Below are 17,535 nucleotides of genomic sequence, written 5' to 3'. Positions count from 1 at the left end.
CAGAGGACACAGCATGAGCGAGCGCGCCGCGCCGTTCTTCTGCCCGTACTGCGGGGACGAGGACCTGCGGCCCGGCGAGGAAGGTCACGGCGCCTGGGAATGCGCGGCCTGCAACCGAGCCTTCACGTTGAAGTTCCGCGGGCTGCTCGCCCGCGGGGTTCAGCGCAACGACGGTGGAGGGGAACAGATATGACGACGGCTCAAGCCCCCGCGGACACGGATGAGTTGAAGGCGCTCGCCGAGCAGGCCGGGCGCGACCTGGAGGATGCATCGCCGCTGGAGATCCTCCAGTGGGCGACGGACACCTTCGGCAGGAAGTTCTGCGTGACCTCGTCCATGGAGGACGCGGTGGTCGCCCATCTCGCCTCCCGTGCGATGCCCGGTGTGGACGTCGTGTTCCTCGACACCGGCTACCACTTCGAGGAGACGATCGGCACGCGGGACGCCGTCGAGGCCGTGATGGACGTCAACGTCATCACGCTCACCCCGCGGCAGACGGTAGCCGAGCAGGACGCCGAGTTCGGCCCGAAGCTGCACGACCGCAACCCGGACCTGTGCTGCGCGATGCGCAAGGTGAAGCCCCTCGAAGAGGGACTCGCCGGATACGCCGCGTGGGCCACGGGCCTGCGCCGCGACGAGTCCCCGACCCGCGCGAACACCCCGGTCGTCGGCTGGGACGAGAAGCGGCGGAAGGTCAAGGTCTCGCCGATCGCCCGCTGGACGCAGGACGACGTCGACGCGTACGTCACCGAGCACGGCGTGCTCACCAACCCGCTCCTGATGGACGGCTACGGCTCCGTGGGCTGCGCCCCGTGCACCCGCCGCCTCCTCGAGGGCGAGGACGCGCGCGCCGGACGGTGGGCCGGCCAGGCCAAGACCGAGTGCGGACTGCACGGCTGACCGCCATGAACGACACCCAGACTTTGGAGAACCAAGTGACCGGAGCCACGATCTGGCTCACGGGTCTGCCGTCCGCCGGCAAGACCACCATCGCGTACGAGCTGGCGGACACGCTGCGCGCCGAGGGCCGCAAGGTCGAGGTGCTGGACGGCGACGAGATCCGCGAATACCTCACGGCGGGCCTCGGCTTCAGCCGGGAGGACCGGCACACGAACGTCCAGCGCATCGGCTACCTCGCCGAACTCCTCGCCCGCAACGGCGTGTTGACGCTCGTCCCGGTCATCGCCCCGTACGCGGACAGCCGCGAGGCCGTCCGCAAGCGTCACCAGGTGGGCGGCACCGGCTACCTGGAGGTGCACGTCGCCACGCCCGTGGACGTCTGCTCCGACCGCGACGTGAAGGGCCTGTACGCCAAGCAGGCCGCCGGTGAGCTGTCCGGCCTCACCGGGGTCGACGACCCGTACGAGGCACCCGAATCGCCCGACCTGCGCATCGAGTCGCAGAACCAGACCGTGCAGGAGTCCGCGGCAGCGCTCCGTGCGCTGCTCACCGAGAGGGGTCTCGCCGCATGACGACCGTAGCTTCTTCCGTCTCCGAGGGCTCCGAGGAGACCGACAGCCCTTACGCGCTGACCCACTTGGACTCCCTGGAGTCCGAGGCGGTGCACATCTTCCGCGAGGTGGCGGGCGAGTTCGAGCGGCCGGTGATTCTCTTCTCCGGCGGCAAGGACTCCATCGTCATGCTGCACCTGGCGCTCAAGGCATTCGCCCCGGCGTCCATCCCCTTCTCCCTCCTGCACGTTGACACCGGGCACAACTTCCCCGAGGTCCTCGACTACCGCGACCGCGCCGTCGAGAAGCACGGCCTTCGCCTGCACGTCGCGTCGGTGCAGGAGTACATCGACGCCGGCAAGCTGCGCGAGCGTCCGGACGGGACCCGTAACCCGCTCCAGACCGTGCCGCTGACCGAGAAGATCCAGCAGGAGAAGTTCGACGCCGTCTTCGGCGGCGGCCGCCGCGACGAGGAGAAGGCCCGCGCCAAGGAGCGCGTGTTCTCCCTGCGCGACGAGTTCTCGCAGTGGGACCCGCGCCGCCAGCGCCCCGAACTCTGGCAGCTCTACAACGGCCGGCACGCCCCCGGCGAGCACGTCCGCGTGTTCCCGCTGTCCAACTGGACCGAGCTGGACGTGTGGCAGTACATCGCCCGCGAGAACATCGAACTGCCGCAGATCTACTACGCGCATGAGCGCCCGGTCTTCAAGCGCAGCGGCATGTGGCTGACGGCGGGCGAGTGGGGCGGCCCGAAGGACGACGAGACGGTCGAGACGCGGCAGGTCCGCTACCGCACCGTCGGCGACATGTCCTGCACCGGCGCCGTCGACTCCGACGCCACGACCATCGACAAGGTCATCGCCGAGATCGCCGTTTCCCGGCTCACCGAGCGGGGCGCCACCCGCGCCGACGACAAGATGTCCGAGGCCGCGATGGAAGACCGCAAGCGCGAAGGGTACTTCTAGACATGAGCACCACCACCTCCTCCGCCGCCGAAGAGCTGGCCGGGCTCTCGGCGACCACCCTGCTGCGGTTCGCCACGGCCGGCTCCGTCGACGACGGCAAGTCCACGCTGGTCGGCCGGCTGCTGCACGACTCCAAGTCGGTCCTGACCGACCAGCTGGAGGCCGTCGAGCTCGCCTCGCGTTCGCGCGGCGCCGCCGAGCCGGACCTCGCGCTGCTCACGGACGGCCTGCGCGCCGAACGCGAGCAGGGCATCACCATCGACGTCGCGTACCGGTACTTCGCCACACCCCGGCGGCGGTTCATTCTCGCGGACACGCCGGGCCACGTGCAGTACACGCGGAACATGGTGACGGGCGCGTCCACCGCCGACCTCGCCGTGGTCCTCGTCGACGCGCGCAACGGTGTCATCGAGCAGACCCGCAGGCACGCCGCGGTGGCCGCGCTGCTGCGAGTGCCCCATGTGGTGCTGGCCGTCAACAAGATGGACCTCGTCGACTACGAGGAGACCGTCTTCGCGAAGATCGCCGAGGAATTCACCGCGTACGCCGGGCAGTTGGGCGTTCCGGAGATCACCGCCATCCCGATCTCGGCGCTCGCGGGCGACAACGTCGTGGAGCCGTCCGCCAACATGGACTGGTACGGCGGCCCGACCGTCCTGGAGCACCTGGAGACGGTGCCGGTCAGCCACGACCTCACCGGCTGCCACGCGCGCCTGCCCGTGCAGTACGTGATCCGTCCGCAGACCGCGGAGCACCCGGACTACCGGGGTTACGCGGGGCAGATCGCGGCCGGCACCTTCCGCGTCGGCGAGTCCGTCACCGTGCTGCCCTCGGGCCGCACGTCGAAGGTCACCGGAATCGACCTGCTGGGCACGGCCGTTGACGTCGCCTGGACGCCGCAGTCCGTCACCCTCCTCCTGGAGGACGACATCGACATCTCGCGCGGCGACCTGATCGTGCCGAGCCACGACGCGCCCGCCACCTCGCAGGACATCGAGGCGACGGTGTGCCACGTGGCGGACACCCCGCTCGTCGTCGGCCAGCGGGTGCTGCTCAAGCACACCACCCGTACGGTCAAGGCGATCGTCAAGGAGATCCCGTCGCGGCTCACGCTCGACGACCTCTCCCAGCACCCCGAGCCCGGTCAGCTCGTCGCCAACGACATCGGCCGGGTGAAGGTGCGGATCGCCGAGGCGCTCGCCATCGACTCCTACGCGGACTCGCGCCGCACGGGCTCGTTCCTGCTGGTCGACCCGTCGGACGGCACGACGCTCGCGGCGGGCATGGCCGGCGAGTCCTTCGCCTCGGCCGAGGACCCCAAGGCGCTTGTCGACGACGAGGGTTGGGACTTCTGAGCCCGCCTCCCGGAACCCTGGTGAAGAACTGAGCGAACCATGTCCCACACACCCGCCCTCCTCGTCATAGCCCACGGCAGCCGCGACCCGCGCCATGCCGCGACCGTGCACGCCCTCGTGGGCGAGGTGCGGACGCAGCACCCCGGCGTGCGGGTGGAGACGGCGTTCCTCGACTTCAACGTCCCTTCCGTGCACGGGGTGTTGACGTCGCTGGCGGCGGAGGGTGTACGGGACGTGGTGGCGCTCCCCCTGCTCCTCACCCGCGCCTTCCACGCGAAGGCGGACATCCCGGCGGTGCTGCGCACGGCGCCGCCCGGGATGCGCATCCACCAGGCGGAGGTCCTGGGCCCCGACCCGCTGCTGGTCTCGGCCCTCGAACGACGCCTGTACGAGGCGGGGTTGACCCCCGCCGACAAGCCCACGACCGGGGTCGTCCTGGCCTCGGCGGGCTCATCCGACCCGGAGGCGATCGCAGTGATCGCTGAAATCGCGCGGGAGTGGCGGCACACCGGTTGGTGCGCCGTGCGGCCTGCGTTCGCCTCCGCATCCCTTCCGCGCACGCAGGACGTCGTGCGCGAACTACGGGCGCTCGGCTGCGAACGCGTCGCGGTCGCCCCGTACGTGCTCGCGCCGGGCCGCCTGCCGGACCGGATCGCGGCGGGGGCGGCGGACGCGGACGTCCTGGCCGAAGTCCTCGGCGCCGCGCCCGAGGTGGCGCGTGTCCTGATGGTTCGTTACGAGGCGTCGCTGGTACCGGAGTTGTTGGCGGTCGGGGCCTGAGAGTCACCCCTCGGGGGACCTGACCGCCCGCGTCTCACCCGCACAACCGCTCCCCCAACTCACTGCGCACATACCGCACACTCCGCCCACTGCGCGTCCGCGCCAGCAGCCCCGCGTCGTACAGGATCGACAGATGCTGGCTGACCGCGCCCGGGGTGACGGCGAGGCGGTGGGCGAGTTCCGTTGTCGACGCGGGCTCCGCGAGGAGCCGCAGGATGCGGGCCCGGGCCGCGCCGAGCAGCCGGGTCAGGGCCTCGCCCGTCGCCGGGGGCGGGGTCTCGGAGATGGTGGCGCGGCCACGGGCCGGATAGGCGAGCAGCGGCGGCAGTGTGGGGTCGAGCATGGTGTGGGCGCCGTGGCAGAAGAGGGTGGGGACGAGGACGAGCCCGCGGCCCTCGATCGGGATGTCGGCCCCGCGCCAGGTGCGGAGGCTGTCGCGCTGCACGATGGTGAGCACGTCGCCGTCCCAGGACAGCCGCCGGTCGAGGCTGGTGAACAGGCCGCCCACGCCGGCGTCCGCGAGCACCTTGCCGCGGTACGTGAGATCGGCTTCCAGAACGGACTGCACGCGGGGCCACCAGTCGGGGGCGAGGCATGCGTGCCAGTAGGCCTCCAGCTCGTCGGCGATGCGGTGGCGGAACGCGGCCGGGTCGGCGAGCCCCGCGCGCAGCACGGGCGGCAGCCGGTCCGCCGCCGTGTCGTAGGCGGTGGTGAAGTCGGGTCCGACGGTCTCGGGCGGCACGCCGCGGATCTCGGCGAGCTGCGCCGCGAACGCCGGGCGCGGGCGGCTCGGGCGCGGGGTGAGGAAGTCCGGGAGCCACAGGTGGGGTGCGACGAGCGCGACGAGCAGTTCGGTGTCGAGGCGCCGGAAGGCGGGGGCCATGCGGCGCAGCCACGGCCGCTGGTGCGGATAGCGGGCGGGGTCGCGCCAGCAGCGCAGCGAGTACACCGCCTCCTGGAGGGGCGAGTACGCGAAGGACGTACGGGCCAGGTCGCCGACGACGAACCGGAACTCGATCACGACGCTCCCCCGGATCCTGATGCTTTAGCCGCACGCTAAAGGTTTTCCGTACGGCGCGGAACCCGGCTTCGCTGTGTCCATGACCACTTCGCCGCCCCGGCCCACGCCTCCCACCACCCGTTACGGCGGCATGCTGCCCACCGTCCCGGTGCTGCGCCGGCTGTCCCTGCTCACGCTCCTCAACGCGTTCGGGCGCGGGCTCTTCTTCCCGGTCAGCGTCCTGTACTTCACCCGGTTCGTGGGCCTGAGCGCCACCTCCGTGGGCGTCGGCCTCACGGTGGCCGGGGTGTTCGGGCTCGCGGCGGGGGTGCCGGCCGGGCGGGCCTCGGACCGGTGGGGGCGGCGGCCCGTGCTGACCGGGCTGTGGGTCGGGTGCGGCGTGGGGCTCGTGGCGTACACGCTCATCGACTCGTACGTCTCGTTCCTGATCACGGCGATCTGTTACGCCACGCTGAGCCAGGGCAGCATGGGTGTGCGCAACGCGCTGTACGCGGATGTGCTGCCGATAGGGCAGCGGGTGGAGGGCCGGGCGCATCTGCGGATGGTCACCAATGTGGGGATGGGCGTGGGCGGCGCGTTCGGGGCGCTCGCGTTGCAGCTCGACAGCCGGTCCGGCTACACGGCCCTGATCCTCGTCGACGCGGCGGCGTTCGTGGCCTCGGCTCTGATGGTGCACCGGCTGCCGGGCGGCGCGGGGCGGCGGCCCGTGGCGGACACCCCGGCCGAGAGCCGGTGGCGGGCCGTGCGCGATCTGCCGTTCCTGGCAGTGACCTTCCTCAACGCCGTACTGGCCCTGCAATACGCCCTGTTGGAGGTGGGCCTGCCGCTGTGGATCGCGCAGCACACCGAGGCGCCGCGGTGGACGGCGGCGCTCGTCATGGTGCTCAACTGTGTGCTGGTGGCGCTGCTTCAGGTGCGCGCGACGCGGGGTGTCGAGGATCTTCCCGGCGCGGTGAAGGCGATGCGCCGCTCGGGGCTGCTTCTCGCGCTGTCCTGCGCGATCTTCGCCTGCTCCGCCGGGATCTCGCCGCTGGGGGCGTTGACGGTCCTGGTCGTCGGGGCCGTGGTGCAGGTGCTCGCCGAGGTGTTGCAGGCCGCGGGCGGCTGGACCGTCGGCTACGGCCTTGCGGACTCCCGCGCACACGGCGTCTACCAGGGCGTCTTCAACTCCGGCCAGGCCGCGGCCTCGATGGCGGCGCCGGCCCTGGTGACGGTCACCGCGATCCGGTACGGGACGGCGGGCTGGGCCGCGCTCGGGGCGCTGTTCGTGGTGGCGGGACTGGGGGTCGGGCCCGCCGTGCGGTGGGCACGGCGGGGTGGCGAGTGGCGCGGCGAGTGAGCCGCCGTGCGGTCAGCGCGGGTCACGGCCGCTGAGGGCCAGGGCCCGCGCGTAGACCGGCGCGTCGTCCGGTACGTCGACGGGGGCGGCGAAGCCCTCGTACTGGCGGTACAACTCGGCGTTCGACGCCACGACTTGGAGCAGCAGCGCCGCCGCACCGTCCGAGACCCGGAACTCCTGGCCGGTGGCGCGGGCCACGTCCCAGCCGTGCAGGACGAGTTCGGCCCACAGGAGGGCGGCGACCTCAGGGGCGGGCTGCTGGGCGAAGCCGAGGTCGATCTCGCCCTCCCAGACGGCCGGTTCGGCCCAGGCGTCGACCGCCCGGTCGAGGTCGGCGGTGTACGTCGCGGCCCAGTCCTCCTCGGACGTGATGTCGCGCGCGGTCGCCTCCTCGGGCAACTGGGTGCGCAGCGCCCGGTGTTGCATGCCGTGCGAGGTGTAGACGGTCCAGTGGTTCACGAGCGTCCGCACGTCCCAGTCGCCGCAGCCCGAGGCCGCGCCGAGCCGGTCGGGCTTGACGCCTGCCGCGACGCGGGCGGCTTCGGCGGCGCTTTCGGTGAGGTACGGGTACACGGTGTCCATGCGGAGTTCGTTCATGCCGATGACGCTACGGCGACCGGTACCCGCGCCTCTTGAACAAACGCGACAGGGTTACGAGGCGCAGCGCGCGTCCACCGCCGCGACCAGGTCCGCCACGCTCGTCTCCCCGGCCGAACGACCTTCGCGCGCCGCCTCGTCGGCGAGTTCCTGGAGGACGTCGTTGACCGGCGTCGCCACCCCGTGCAGGCGGCCGAGCAGGGCGATCTCGCCGTTGAGGTAGTCGGCCTCGATGCTGCCCGCGCCGCGCTGGAGGGACTGCCAGGAGGAGCCGCCGCCGCGCGGGGAGCTGTCGAAGGGTTCGAAGGTGATCTTGTCGGCGCGGGTGGCCTTCTCCTCGTCCTGCGACGCGTACGCGATCCCCGCGGCGTCGAGCACCGCCTCGCCCTCGGCGCGCGCCCGGCGGAACAGGGCGATGCTCTCCTCGCCGGCGAGCACGCCGGAGACCGCCTCGATCGAATTGGCCAGGTTGGAAAGGAGTTTGGCGTACTTCCAGCGCATGACGTCGTCGACGACCGGCGCCTCCAACAGCCCCTTCTCCAGGTCCTCGGAGATCATGTGGGCCGTCTCGTCGCGGCCCGACGGGTAGCGGCCGAGGTGCAGCATGCCGGAGAGCGGGGCGCCCTGGGCGCGGACGACGCCCGGCTCGACGAACGTGGCGGGCAGCCAGACGCACATCCCGTAGACGCGCTGGAAGGTGCGCAGGGCGAGCCGCTCGCTCTCCACGCCGTTCTGCGCGCAGACCAGCGGCAACCGCAGCGCCGCCGTGCCGCCGCCCTCGACGGGGCGCGGGCCCCACGCGGCGAGCGCCGCCGCGCTGTCCTGGGTCTTCACGGCGAGGATCAGCACGTCGTCGGCGCGCAGCGTGCCGAGCGCCTCCGGGCCTGCCACGACCGGGAGTTGATGGGTGTGCGGCCCGTCGGGAGTCTCGACGCGCAGCCCCTTGTCGCGCAGTGCCTCGTACTGGCTGCCGCGCGCGACGAGCACGACGTCACCGTGCCCGGACTGCGCGAGCCGTCCCCCGATGACGCCGCCGACCGCTCCTGCTCCGATGATGATGTAGCGCATGCGCCGACCCTTTCACGGACGCGGTCACCGTGGGGCGGTGAGTTCCACCAGTTTCGTCACGGTGTTCCAGTTGCGGCTCGTCGCGATGAGGCCCTTGTTGAGCGCCGGGCGGGACAGCTGGGCCCCCAGCTTCGAGACGCCCAGGCCCTGGGGCGCGTAGAGGTAGAGCGCGCGGTCGCCGAGGCGGAACTCCTCGGGGGCGAACGCGGCCGGGTCCACGGCGGCGAACCGGTCGGTGGTCACCGGCTCCGAGAAGTACGTGACGTGCAGCTGCTTGGCCTCAAGGTCGGCGGCCGGGAACGGGCAGTCCGCCATGACCGCCTTCAGGTAGCCGTGGCCGCGCACGAGGACGTCGACGGGGAAGCCGAATTCGGCCTCGATCGCCTTGGTGATCGCGGCCGCGAGCGACTCCTCCGACGCGTCGTGGCCGCCGGACGGCACGGTGAAGGCGACGTTGCCGCTCTGGAGGTACGTGCGTACGTCGGTCAGGCCCAGGCCCTCGACGACCGGCCGAAGACCGGCCATCGGCACCTTCTTGTTGCCGCCCACGTTGATGCCGCGCAACAGCGCCGCGTAGCCCTCGGTCACCTGAGTCATGGGCACACGATAAGGCGGCCGCCGTTCCCCGTGGGGGTGGGCACGGCGGCCGCCGGTCATCGAGCCGAAACGTTTACTCGACGACCTTCAGGAGCTTGTTCGCGGTGCCGTCCGACGCGTTCTTGATGGCGTCGGGGGTGGCCCCGTCGGTGAGCGCCTTGGAGACGTCGGCCGGGGCCGCGTCCTTGTGGCCCGCCAGGTAGACGGCCGCCGCGCCGACGACGTGCGGTGTCGCCATCGACGTACCGGAGATGGTGTTGGTGGCGTCGTCGTCCGTGTTCCAGTCGGACGTGATGTCCGATCCAGGCGCGTAGATGTCGACGACGGAGCCGTAGTTGGAGAAGTCCGACTGCTCGTCGTCCTTCGTGGAGGAGGCGACCGTGATGGCCTCCGGGACCCGGGCGGGGCTGGACTGCGAGGCGTCCGCCGACTCGTTGCCCGCCGCCACCGCGTAGGTGACACCGGAGTCGATGGACTTCTTGACCGCCGCGTCGAGCGCCTCGTCCACGCCGCCGCCGAGCGACATGTTGGCGACGGAGGGGCCCTCGTGGTTCTCGGTCACCCAGTCGATGCCCGCGACGACCTGCTCCGTGGTGCCGGAGCCCTCGTCGTCGAGGACGCGGACGGCGACGATCTTCGCCTTCTTGGCGACACCGTGCGCCTCACCGGCGATGGTGCCGGCGACGTGCGTACCGTGCCCGTTGCCGTCGTCGGCGCTGTCGTCGTTGTCGACGGCGTCGAAGCCGGAGGAGGCGCGGCCACCGAAGTCCTTGTGGCTGATCCGGACCCCGGTGTCGATGACGTACGCGGTCGCGCCCTCGCCGGCGCTGTCCGGGTACGTGTACTTGCTGTCGCCCGCGGTGTCCGCCTGGTCGATGCGGTCCAGGCCCCACGACGGCGGGTTGTCCTGGGTGGCGTCGATGTGGAACTTCTTGTTCTGGACGACCTTCGACACGGAGCCGTCGGCCGCGAGCCGCTTCGCCTCGGTGTCCGAGAGGCCTCTCGCCGAGAAGCCGTTGACGGCGGAGCCGTAGTTCCGCTTGAGCGTGCCGCCGTACTCCTTGGCCAGGTCCTTCTTCGCGGCGGCGTTCGCCTTCTGGTCGAGCAGCACGATGTAGCTGCCGGCCACGGCGCCCTTGGCGTCCTGACCGTAGACCTTGCCCTCGGCGGGGGCCGCGGTGGCGGAGAAGCCGCCGAACATGGTGACGCCCACTGCTGTCGCCGCCGTGGCTATCGCCGCGGTGAGCTTCATCGTGCGCGCATGCTGGTTTGTTGCCATGAAGAGGGATCTCCTCAGTGGTGTGTGGGGGGAATGCCAGCGCCCCAGGACGAACCTTCGCGAAGGTTGTCAAACTCCGGAAGATGTCCGGGGGTTGAGACGAAACCCTGACCGATTGACGCGATCAGATCAAGACCTACATGAACCTGTGACGTGCTCAACAAGGTTTCGTAATAACAAATCGGGCGGTTCCCGGAGGTTCGGATCAAGGTCCACCGGTTCATACCTCGGTGCCTCAACCCCCGATAGATGTAGGGGACTCGGGTCATCCTCCGCGCGGACCTCCGCCCGCGGCACCTCACCGAACAGCACGACGTACCTGCCTCATCCCGCCCATACCTTCGTTTTTGGAGGTGACCTGATGGCAGGGAACGGGGTACGGCCGGAGCGCCGGGTGCGGGGATTCGCGGCCAGGGCGGGCGGATGGAGCGCCCGGCACAGGTGGGCGGCGGTGGGGATCTGGGTGCTCTTCGTCGTGGTGGCGATGGGCCTCGGGTCCGTCACGGGGCGGGTGGACGTCTCGGAGGACGACCAGCTCAAGGGCGAGACGAGCCAGGCCGCGCGCATCATCGACGACGCGGGTGTCGACGAACCGGCGGGCGAGACCGTGCTCGTACAGAGCAAAAACGGGGCATTGCGGGCCACTGCGCCGGAGTTCAGGGCAGCGGTCGCCGACGTGGTGAAGGCCGTCGAGGGCACGGGCGAGGCGACCGCCGTGCGCTCGCCGTACGCCGCCGACACCCGGACGATCTCGAAGGACGGCCGCGCCGCGCTCGTCCAGTTCGACATGCGGGGCGACCCCGACACCGCGGCCGACCGGGTCGAACCGGTCCAGAAGGCCGTCGCGGGGGTCGCGGACGATCATGACGCGCTGCGGATCGAGGAGATCGGCGCCGCGAGCATGAACAAGACGTTCGACGACGCGTTCGGCGACGACTTCCAGAAGGCCGAGTACTCGGCGGTGCCGGTGGCGCTCGGCATCCTGCTGATCGCGTTCGGCGCGCTCGTCGCGGCGCTGCTGCCGGTGGCGCTCGCCGTCACGGCGATCATGGCGACGATGGGCCTGATGGGCCTCGTCAGCCATCTGCAGCCGATGAGCGAGACCGCCAACTCGGTGATGCTGCTCGTGGGCCTCGCGGTCGGCGTCGACTACTGCCTGTTCTATCTGCGGCGCGAGCGCGAGGAGCGGATGAAGGGGCACGATCCGCAGACGGCACTGCGGGTGGCGGCGGCCACCAGCGGCCGGGCGATCATCGTCTCCGGGGTCACGGTGTGCGTGGCGATGGCGGGCATGATGTTCACCGGGCTCGCCGAGTTCCAGGCGATGGGACTCGCCTCGCTGATGGTGGTCGCGGTCGCGATGGTGGGCTCCGTGACCGTGCTCCCGGCGCTGCTCTCGCTGCTCGGGCACCGGGTGGAGAAGGGGCGGATCCCGTTCCTGCACCCGACGAAGCGGCGGGGCGCCGGTAACGGTGAAGGCGGTTCGGGCAGCCGCTTCTGGAGCCGGGTGCTGACCGTCGTCCTGGCGCGGCCCGCCGTCTCCGTCGCCGTCGCGGTCGGCGCGCTGCTCGCGATCGCCGCGCCCGCGCTCGGCATGAAGACCCAGAACCTCACCCTGGACCAGGAGTTCGGCGACTCGCTGCCGATCGTGGCGACGTACGACCGGGTCAACGCGGCGTTCCCCGGCGGCTCGGACCCGGCCGAGGTGGTCGTGAAGGCCGACGACATCAACGCCGCCGATGTGCGCGCCGCCCTCGCCGACTTCCGTGCGCGGGCCGTGAGTTCGGGCGCCTCGCGCGGCCCTGTCGAGGTCACCGTGCACCGGGACGGGAACGTGGCGATCGTCGACGTACCGCTCGTGGGCGGATCCGATCAGGACAAGGCCGAGAAGAGCCTGGCGCTGCTGCGCGACGAGGTGCGGCCCGACACGTTCGACAAGGTCGGCGGCGTCGAGGCGCCGATCACCGGGCAGGTCGCGGGGTCGAAGGACTTCAACGACCAGATCGTCGGTTCCGTCGTCCCGGTCTTCGCGTTCGTCGTCGCGTTCGCGTTCCTGCTGATGCTGCTCTCGTTCCGCTCACTGACGGTCGCGATCACGTCGATCGTGCTCAACCTGCTGTCGGTGGGCGCCGCCTACGGGGTCCTCGTCGCCATCTTCCAGCACGGCTGGGGAGCCTCGCTCGTCGGCGCGGAGGGCGTGGGCGCCATCATCACGTGGCTGCCGCTGTTCCTGTTCGTCATCCTGTTCGGCCTGTCGATGGACTACCACGTGTTCGTGGTGTCCCGGATCAAGGAGGCGCGCCTTCAGGGGCGTACGAACCTCGATGCGATCCGGCAGGGCGTCGTCACCACCGCGGGCGTGGTCACCAGCGCGGCCGTCATCATGGTCGCCGTGTTCAGCATCTTCGGAACGCTGTCCATGCAGTCCATGAAGCAGATGGGCGTGGGCCTCGCGGCCGCCATCCTCATCGACGCGACCGTCATCCGCGGTGTGCTGCTCCCGGCCGTGATGGCGCTCCTCGGGGAGCGCAACTGGTATCTGCCGAAATGGCTGCACCGGCTGCCGGACCTGACGCACGACGAGGCGGGCATCGAGCCCGCCCCGGTCCCGCGCGAGGGCGGCGAGGAGGTACGCGTCTGACATCGCGCCCGGCCCCTCGGGCCCACGGCCTGTTCACCGCTCGCGTTACGCGACGGTGGACAGGCTCTTCTCGTCGACATCGTTGTCGTCGACACCGGCCCGCTGGGTGCCGTTTTCCTCGATGCCGTCCCGCTCGAGGTCGTCCTTCTCGAAGGCCTCCAGCGTGCGGCCGAAGTCGCGCGTGGACAGCAACAGCTTGTAGACGATGGCGAGTTCGAAGACGAGCAGCAGCGCGCCGGCCACGATGGTCGCCCCGAGCACCTGGTCGATCAGCGGCCCGACAATGAAGACGGCCATCTGGAACTCGATGCCGCTCACCAGGTGCGTACGGATCCGGTGGCGCAGCATGAAGGCCCGGAAACGCAGATAGACCGGGAAGCGGCTGCGGAACTCCTGGTGCAGGTCGACGACCTTGGGCCGCGGGGCCGGGCCGAAGGTTTCCGCCTGCTCGGTCACCTCGTCGTCGGAGGCGTCGTCGGATGCCTCATCGGCGGCGGCGTCGGAAGCGGCTTGCGAGGCGGCCGCGCCGTTCAGGTCCTGCTCCATGTCCGCGGACGGGTTGGCCCGCAGCAGGTCCTCCATGAACGCGATGCGCTCCGCGTTCTGCGCGCGGCGGGCCGCCCGCATACGGGCCTTGATCTGCTTGCGCATCGAGTGCCGGGTCTTGAAGATCTCCAGCGAGTTGATGTAGCGCAGCCCGTCGAGGAAGACGACGGCCACGGCGAGCCAGATGTAGATCAGGTCACCGGTGCGCTGGAACTGGCCGCCCATCAGCGCCACGGCGCAGGCCATGACGCGGACGCGGTCGAAGATGTAGTCGAGCCAGGCGCCGAACACGGAGCCCTGCCCGGTCAGCCGCGCGACCTTGCCGTCCATGCAGTCGAGCACGAAGCTCAGGTGGTAGATGACGGCTCCGGCGATCAGCCAGCGCCAGTCCCCCATCGCGAAACAGCCGGCCGCGCCGAGCCCCAGGATCAGGGCTCCCCAGGTGATCTGGTTCGGGGTGATGCGCGTCCAGCGCGCCGTGACCCGGACGAGAGGTGTGGCCATCGGGTCGACGAGCAGCACGGTCCACCACGCGTCGCGCTTTTTCTGGGTGAGACGCCGCACTTCGGGCAACGACGGTATGTCTCGGGGCATGAGGCACGCCAGCTTTCTGTGTTCAAAAGTAGGTTCACCTCACAGTAAGAATCAGTTCTCCCCAAGTTCAAGAACGTACGAACGCAACCTTTATTGAGAGGTATTGGTCGTACATCACAGACGAGTCAATTTCGTTATCTGTTAGGCACACACTTCTTACGGAACAGTGGAACCGTTTCGCGAAAAATCGCGTCTACAGGGCGGCCTCGATGAGGTCGGCCGCCTGCCTCGTTCCACCCTCCTTGGTCATGTCCTGCTGAACGGCGGCGAAGCGGCGCGCCACCTCCGGGTCGTCGACCAGCGCGAGGACGGCCTCCCGGAGCGTCTCCGCGTTCGCCTCCTCCATGGGTACGTGCCGGGCGACGCCGAGCCCCTGGAGCATGTCGGCGTTGCCGAACTGGTCGACGGCCTGCGGCACGGCGACCATCGGCGTCGCGGTGGCCAGGCCCTCCTGGCTGCCGCCCGCGCCGGCGTGCGTGATGAAGGCGTCCGCCTTCTTGAGGATCGCCAACTGCGGCGCCCACTGACACACCTCTACGTTGCCGGGGACCGCCCCGAGGTCCTCGGCGGTGACGTGCTTGCCGACCTGGAGCACGACGTGCCAGCCCGGCAGATCACCGAACGCCTTCACGCATTCCCGGTAGAAATCGGGCTGCTTGGTGAACGACGAGCCGAGCGACACGAGCAGCACGTGCTCGGCGTCGGCGGGGCGCTCCCAGTCGCCCTGCGCGGACCGGTCGCCCTGGCAGGCGCCGACGAAAATGTTCTTCTTCTCGTCGACCCGGTCGGCATTCGGCTGGAGGGCCTTCGGCATGAGGACGAGGGTGCGGTCGTAGACACCCCAGAATTCGTCGGCGGTCCTCGGTACGCCGGACTCCTTGAGCCACGCGTCGAACTTCTCGTAGTAGGCCTTCCCGCGCGGCGTCTTCCGGGGCTCCTCCCACATCGGCAGCGCGACCTCCTCCTTGTACCCCTCCCAGGCGACGAGGTTCGGCGAGAGCGTCACCGCGGGCACACCCCAGCGGTGGGCGAGGACGCCCGCCGGGTACGAGGTGATGTCGTGGATGACGAGGTCGGGGACGCCGACCCCGCCCTCCCCCTCGTAGGCCTCGATGAGCTGCGGGAGGGTCTGGATCGCGTCGTCCAGGAACGGCTCCACGTTGTCGAGCAGCGTCGTCCCCCACGCCGCCGGGTCGTCGTCCGGGCCGGGGAGCGTGGTGCGGTAGAGGACCGGCTCGGCGCCGGTCTCGGCGATCTTCTCCTCGAACAGGTGCGGGATCGCGTACGTGACGCGGTGCCCACGGGCGACGAGCTCCCGGATCACTTCGAGGCTCGGGTTCACGTGCCCGTGGGCGGCGATGGAGAACATGGCGATGTGGGCACGTTTGCCGTGGTTCGGGTTCGTCATGACCCCAGCGTAAACGAGACGAGACGTCTCGTGCAATTGGTTAGCGGGCACTGTCGGGTAATGCCCGGTAATGCCGGGTGCGAGACTGACCCCGTACCAGGTGAGACGCAGGGCCGCGGGGCCGCAGGAGGCACAGCATGGACGAGGCACGGGCACGGGAAGTGCTGGCACGGGCGGATGTTTTGGACGGTAGTGCCGGGGCGGCGGGAGCTGAGGGTGGGCTCGGTGCGGGTGCCGCGGGTGCGGTGGGTGCCGCGGAGTTGCTGGCGTTCGGGGAGAACGCGGTGTTCGGCGTCGGCGACCTCGTCGTCAAGATCGGGCGCAGCGCCGAGCACGGCGGCGCCGAACTGCTCGACCGCGCCCGCCGCGAACTGGCCATCGCCTCCTACCTCGCGGCGCACGACGTCCCCGCGGTGCGCGCCGCGAAGGACGAGGCGCTCGTCGTGGACGGGCATCCGGTGACCGTGTGGCACCGCATCCCGGCGGCGGTCCGCCCGGCCGAGCCGCGCGATCTGGCGGAGCTGATCAAGCTCGTGCACGCGCTGCCTGCGCCGACCGGTTTCGAGCTGCCGCGGCGGGAGTTGCTCAGCGGGGTCGAGCGCTGGCTGCGGCTCGCGGGCGACGCGATCGACCCGGCCGACGCGGACTATCTGCGCGAGCGGCGGGACGGGTTCGCAGCCGCCGCCGCGGCGTTGACCCCGCGGCTGCCGGCCGGGCCGATCCACGGTGATGCCCTGCCGCGCAATGTGCACATCGGGCCCGAGGGGCCCGTACTCGTCGATCTCGAGACGTTCTCCTCCGATCTGCGGGAGCACGATCTGGTCGTCATGGCCCTGTCCCGGGACCGGTACGGGTTGCCTGCGGCGGCGTATGACGGGTTCGTTTCCGCGTACGGGTGGGATGTGCGGGAGTGGGAGGGGTGTGCGGTGCTGAGGGGGGCGCGGGAGACGGCGTCCTGTGCGTGGGTTGCGCAGCATGCGGCGGCCAACCCGAAGGCGTTGGTGGAGTTTCGGCGGAGGGTCGGGTCGCTCCGGGACGGGGACGCGGCGGTGCGGTGGTATCCGTTCTGAGGGCGGCTCTGAGGTCGTCGTGCCTGCGGCAGGCTCGGGGGCTTTGCCCCCGGACCCCCAGTCCTCAATCGCCGGACGGGCTTGAGGTGCGCATCGGCCACACCGTGTCGACCACCGCGTCCGGATTGCCCTTGCGGCGGAGGAAGTTCTGGAAGTCGGCCGCCGACTCGGCGAACCACTCCACCTGTCTGCGATGCAGCTCCGCCACCCCGAGCTGCGCGACCTTCGCGTGGCGCTCGCCTATCGCGCGGGCGAGCAACGCCGCGGCCAACGCGTCCGCCGAGGCGTCGTGCGCGGCGTCGAGCGGGACGCCGTACTCGGTGCAGACCGCTTCGAGGTTGCGCTTGCCCCTTCGGTAGCGGTCGACGGTGCGGTCGATCGTGTACGGGTCGACGACCGGGCCCGGCTCCGCTCCCGCGAGGCGCTCCCGCAGGGACGGCAGCCCGTGCCTGGCGAGTTCGGCGGAGAGCAGGGTGAGGTCGAACGTCGCGTTGTACGCCACCACGGGGACGCCCGCGCGCCAGTGGTCGACCAGTATCCCGGCGAGGGCGTCGGCGACCCGGTCGGCGGGCTCGCCCTCGGCGGCCGCCCGTTCGTTGGTGACGCCGTGCACCGCGATCGCTTCTTCGGGGATCGGCACTCCGGGGTCGGCCAGCCATTGCCGGTGGCCGAGGACCGCGCCGTCCTTCACCTCTATGACGGCGGCGGTGACGATGCGCGCATCGCGCGGATCAGTCCCGGTCGTCTCCAGGTCGAAGCCGATCAGCAGCTCGCGGTGCCAGGCCATGACAGCCCCCTTCTCGTGGTGCGTTCCCCCAGTGACC

Annotated in this window: 17 protein-coding genes; 9 read left to right on the top strand and 8 right to left on the bottom strand. The window is 70.7% G+C overall.

All coding sequences use genetic code 11. From position 1 onward, the window contains the following. Window positions 1–13: 13 nt before the first annotated feature. Genes ABT004_RS06010 through ABT004_RS05985 form a run of 6 tightly spaced genes read left to right on the top strand, consistent with a single transcriptional unit; the run spans window position 14 to window position 4,551 of the window. Window positions 14–193 carry a hypothetical protein gene (locus tag ABT004_RS06010; RefSeq protein WP_351331691.1) on the top strand — a complete coding sequence of 60 codons (180 nt, stop codon included), beginning with the start codon at window positions 14–16 and terminating at the stop codon, window positions 191–193. After that, window positions 190–900, top strand: coding sequence for a phosphoadenylyl-sulfate reductase (locus ABT004_RS06005; protein ID WP_351331689.1), 711 nt, complete (start codon window positions 190–192; stop codon window positions 898–900). Before ABT004_RS06010 ends, ABT004_RS06005 begins: the two co-directional genes overlap by 4 nt. Before the next feature lie 5 nt (window positions 901–905). Further along, window positions 906–1,472 carry an adenylyl-sulfate kinase gene (cysC, locus tag ABT004_RS06000; protein ID WP_351331687.1) on the top strand — a complete coding sequence of 189 codons (567 nt, stop codon included), beginning with the start codon at window positions 906–908 and terminating at the stop codon, window positions 1,470–1,472. Then, entirely contained in the window at window positions 1,469–2,416 is a 948-nt protein-coding gene (gene cysD, locus ABT004_RS05995) for a sulfate adenylyltransferase subunit CysD (protein ID WP_351331685.1), read from the top strand. Before cysC ends, cysD begins: the two co-directional genes overlap by 4 nt. Window positions 2,417–2,418: 2 nt before the next feature. After that, window positions 2,419–3,771 (top strand): sulfate adenylyltransferase subunit 1, encoded by a 1,353-nt coding sequence (locus ABT004_RS05990; RefSeq protein ID WP_351331683.1) that lies wholly within the window; start codon window positions 2,419–2,421, stop codon window positions 3,769–3,771. Between the two features lie 39 nt (window positions 3,772–3,810). Further along, window positions 3,811–4,551 (top strand): sirohydrochlorin chelatase, encoded by a 741-nt coding sequence (locus tag ABT004_RS05985; RefSeq protein WP_351331681.1) that lies wholly within the window; start codon window positions 3,811–3,813, stop codon window positions 4,549–4,551. 34 nt (window positions 4,552–4,585) lie between these two features. Here the strand turns inward: ABT004_RS05985 and ABT004_RS05980 are convergent, their stop codons facing one another. Further along, on the bottom strand, window positions 4,586–5,572 hold the full coding sequence (locus tag ABT004_RS05980; RefSeq protein WP_351331679.1) for an ArsR/SmtB family transcription factor: 987 nt from the start codon (window positions 5,570–5,572) through the stop codon (window positions 4,586–4,588). A 79-nt stretch (window positions 5,573–5,651) separates the two neighbouring features. Here ABT004_RS05980 and ABT004_RS05975 point away from each other — a divergent pair, with 79 nt between their 5' ends. Then, complete coding sequence (locus tag ABT004_RS05975) at window positions 5,652–6,911, top strand: MFS transporter (RefSeq protein WP_351331677.1); 1,260 nt, start codon at window positions 5,652–5,654, stop codon at window positions 6,909–6,911. Window positions 6,912–6,923: 12 nt separating this feature from the next. On the opposite strand, the gene ABT004_RS05970 is transcribed toward ABT004_RS05975, so the two are convergent. The 4 genes from ABT004_RS05970 to ABT004_RS05955 all read right to left on the bottom strand — a co-directional run bounded on the left by ABT004_RS05970 (window position 6,924) and on the right by ABT004_RS05955 (window position 10,452). Beyond that, complete coding sequence (locus tag ABT004_RS05970; protein WP_351331675.1) at window positions 6,924–7,508, bottom strand: TIGR03086 family metal-binding protein; 585 nt, start codon at window positions 7,506–7,508, stop codon at window positions 6,924–6,926. Window positions 7,509–7,562: 54 nt separating this feature from the next. After that, on the bottom strand, window positions 7,563–8,576 hold the full coding sequence (locus tag ABT004_RS05965) for a ketopantoate reductase family protein (RefSeq protein WP_351331673.1): 1,014 nt from the start codon (window positions 8,574–8,576) through the stop codon (window positions 7,563–7,565). A 24-nt stretch (window positions 8,577–8,600) separates the two neighbouring features. After that, window positions 8,601–9,164, bottom strand: coding sequence for a DUF1697 domain-containing protein (locus tag ABT004_RS05960; RefSeq protein ID WP_351331748.1), 564 nt, complete (start codon window positions 9,162–9,164; stop codon window positions 8,601–8,603). 82 nt (window positions 9,165–9,246) lie between these two features. Then, a complete protein-coding gene (locus ABT004_RS05955; protein ID WP_351331671.1) occupies window positions 9,247–10,452 on the bottom strand; it encodes a S8 family peptidase in 1,206 nt (401 codons plus the stop codon). Between the two features lie 361 nt (window positions 10,453–10,813). On the opposite strand from ABT004_RS05955, the gene ABT004_RS05950 reads away from it, so the two are divergent. Further along, window positions 10,814–13,093: an MMPL family transporter gene (locus tag ABT004_RS05950; RefSeq protein ID WP_351331669.1), complete on the top strand. Its 2,280-nt coding sequence runs from the start codon at window positions 10,814–10,816 to the stop codon at window positions 13,091–13,093. Window positions 13,094–13,138: 45 nt separating this feature from the next. Here ABT004_RS05950 and ABT004_RS05945 read toward each other — a convergent pair whose 3' ends face one another. Further along, a complete protein-coding gene (locus tag ABT004_RS05945; protein ID WP_351331667.1) occupies window positions 13,139–14,233 on the bottom strand; it encodes a CDP-alcohol phosphatidyltransferase family protein in 1,095 nt (364 codons plus the stop codon). A gap of 193 nt (window positions 14,234–14,426) precedes the next feature. Further along, window positions 14,427–15,641 carry a macrolide-inactivating glycosyltransferase gene (mgt, locus tag ABT004_RS05940; protein WP_451190164.1) on the bottom strand — a complete coding sequence of 405 codons (1,215 nt, stop codon included), beginning with the start codon at window positions 15,639–15,641 and terminating at the stop codon, window positions 14,427–14,429. A gap of 137 nt (window positions 15,642–15,778) precedes the next feature. On the opposite strand from mgt, the gene ABT004_RS05935 reads away from it, so the two are divergent. Next, the gene (locus ABT004_RS05935) at window positions 15,779–16,711 is read left to right on the top strand and encodes a phosphotransferase enzyme family protein (protein WP_351331663.1); all 933 of its coding nucleotides are present in this window, start codon (window positions 15,779–15,781) and stop codon (window positions 16,709–16,711) included. A 64-nt stretch (window positions 16,712–16,775) separates the two neighbouring features. Here ABT004_RS05935 and ABT004_RS05930 read toward each other — a convergent pair whose 3' ends face one another. Then, complete coding sequence (locus ABT004_RS05930) at window positions 16,776–17,498, bottom strand: 3'-5' exonuclease (RefSeq protein WP_351331661.1); 723 nt, start codon at window positions 17,496–17,498, stop codon at window positions 16,776–16,778. Window positions 17,499–17,535 lie beyond the last annotated feature (37 nt).

The organism is Streptomyces sp. NPDC002790, assembly GCF_040295505.1.
In the GTDB taxonomy this organism is placed as follows: domain Bacteria; phylum Actinomycetota; class Actinomycetes; order Streptomycetales; family Streptomycetaceae; genus Streptomyces.
Note: the sequence above shows the minus strand (reverse complement) of the source record. Positions and strands in the feature narration are given on the sequence as shown.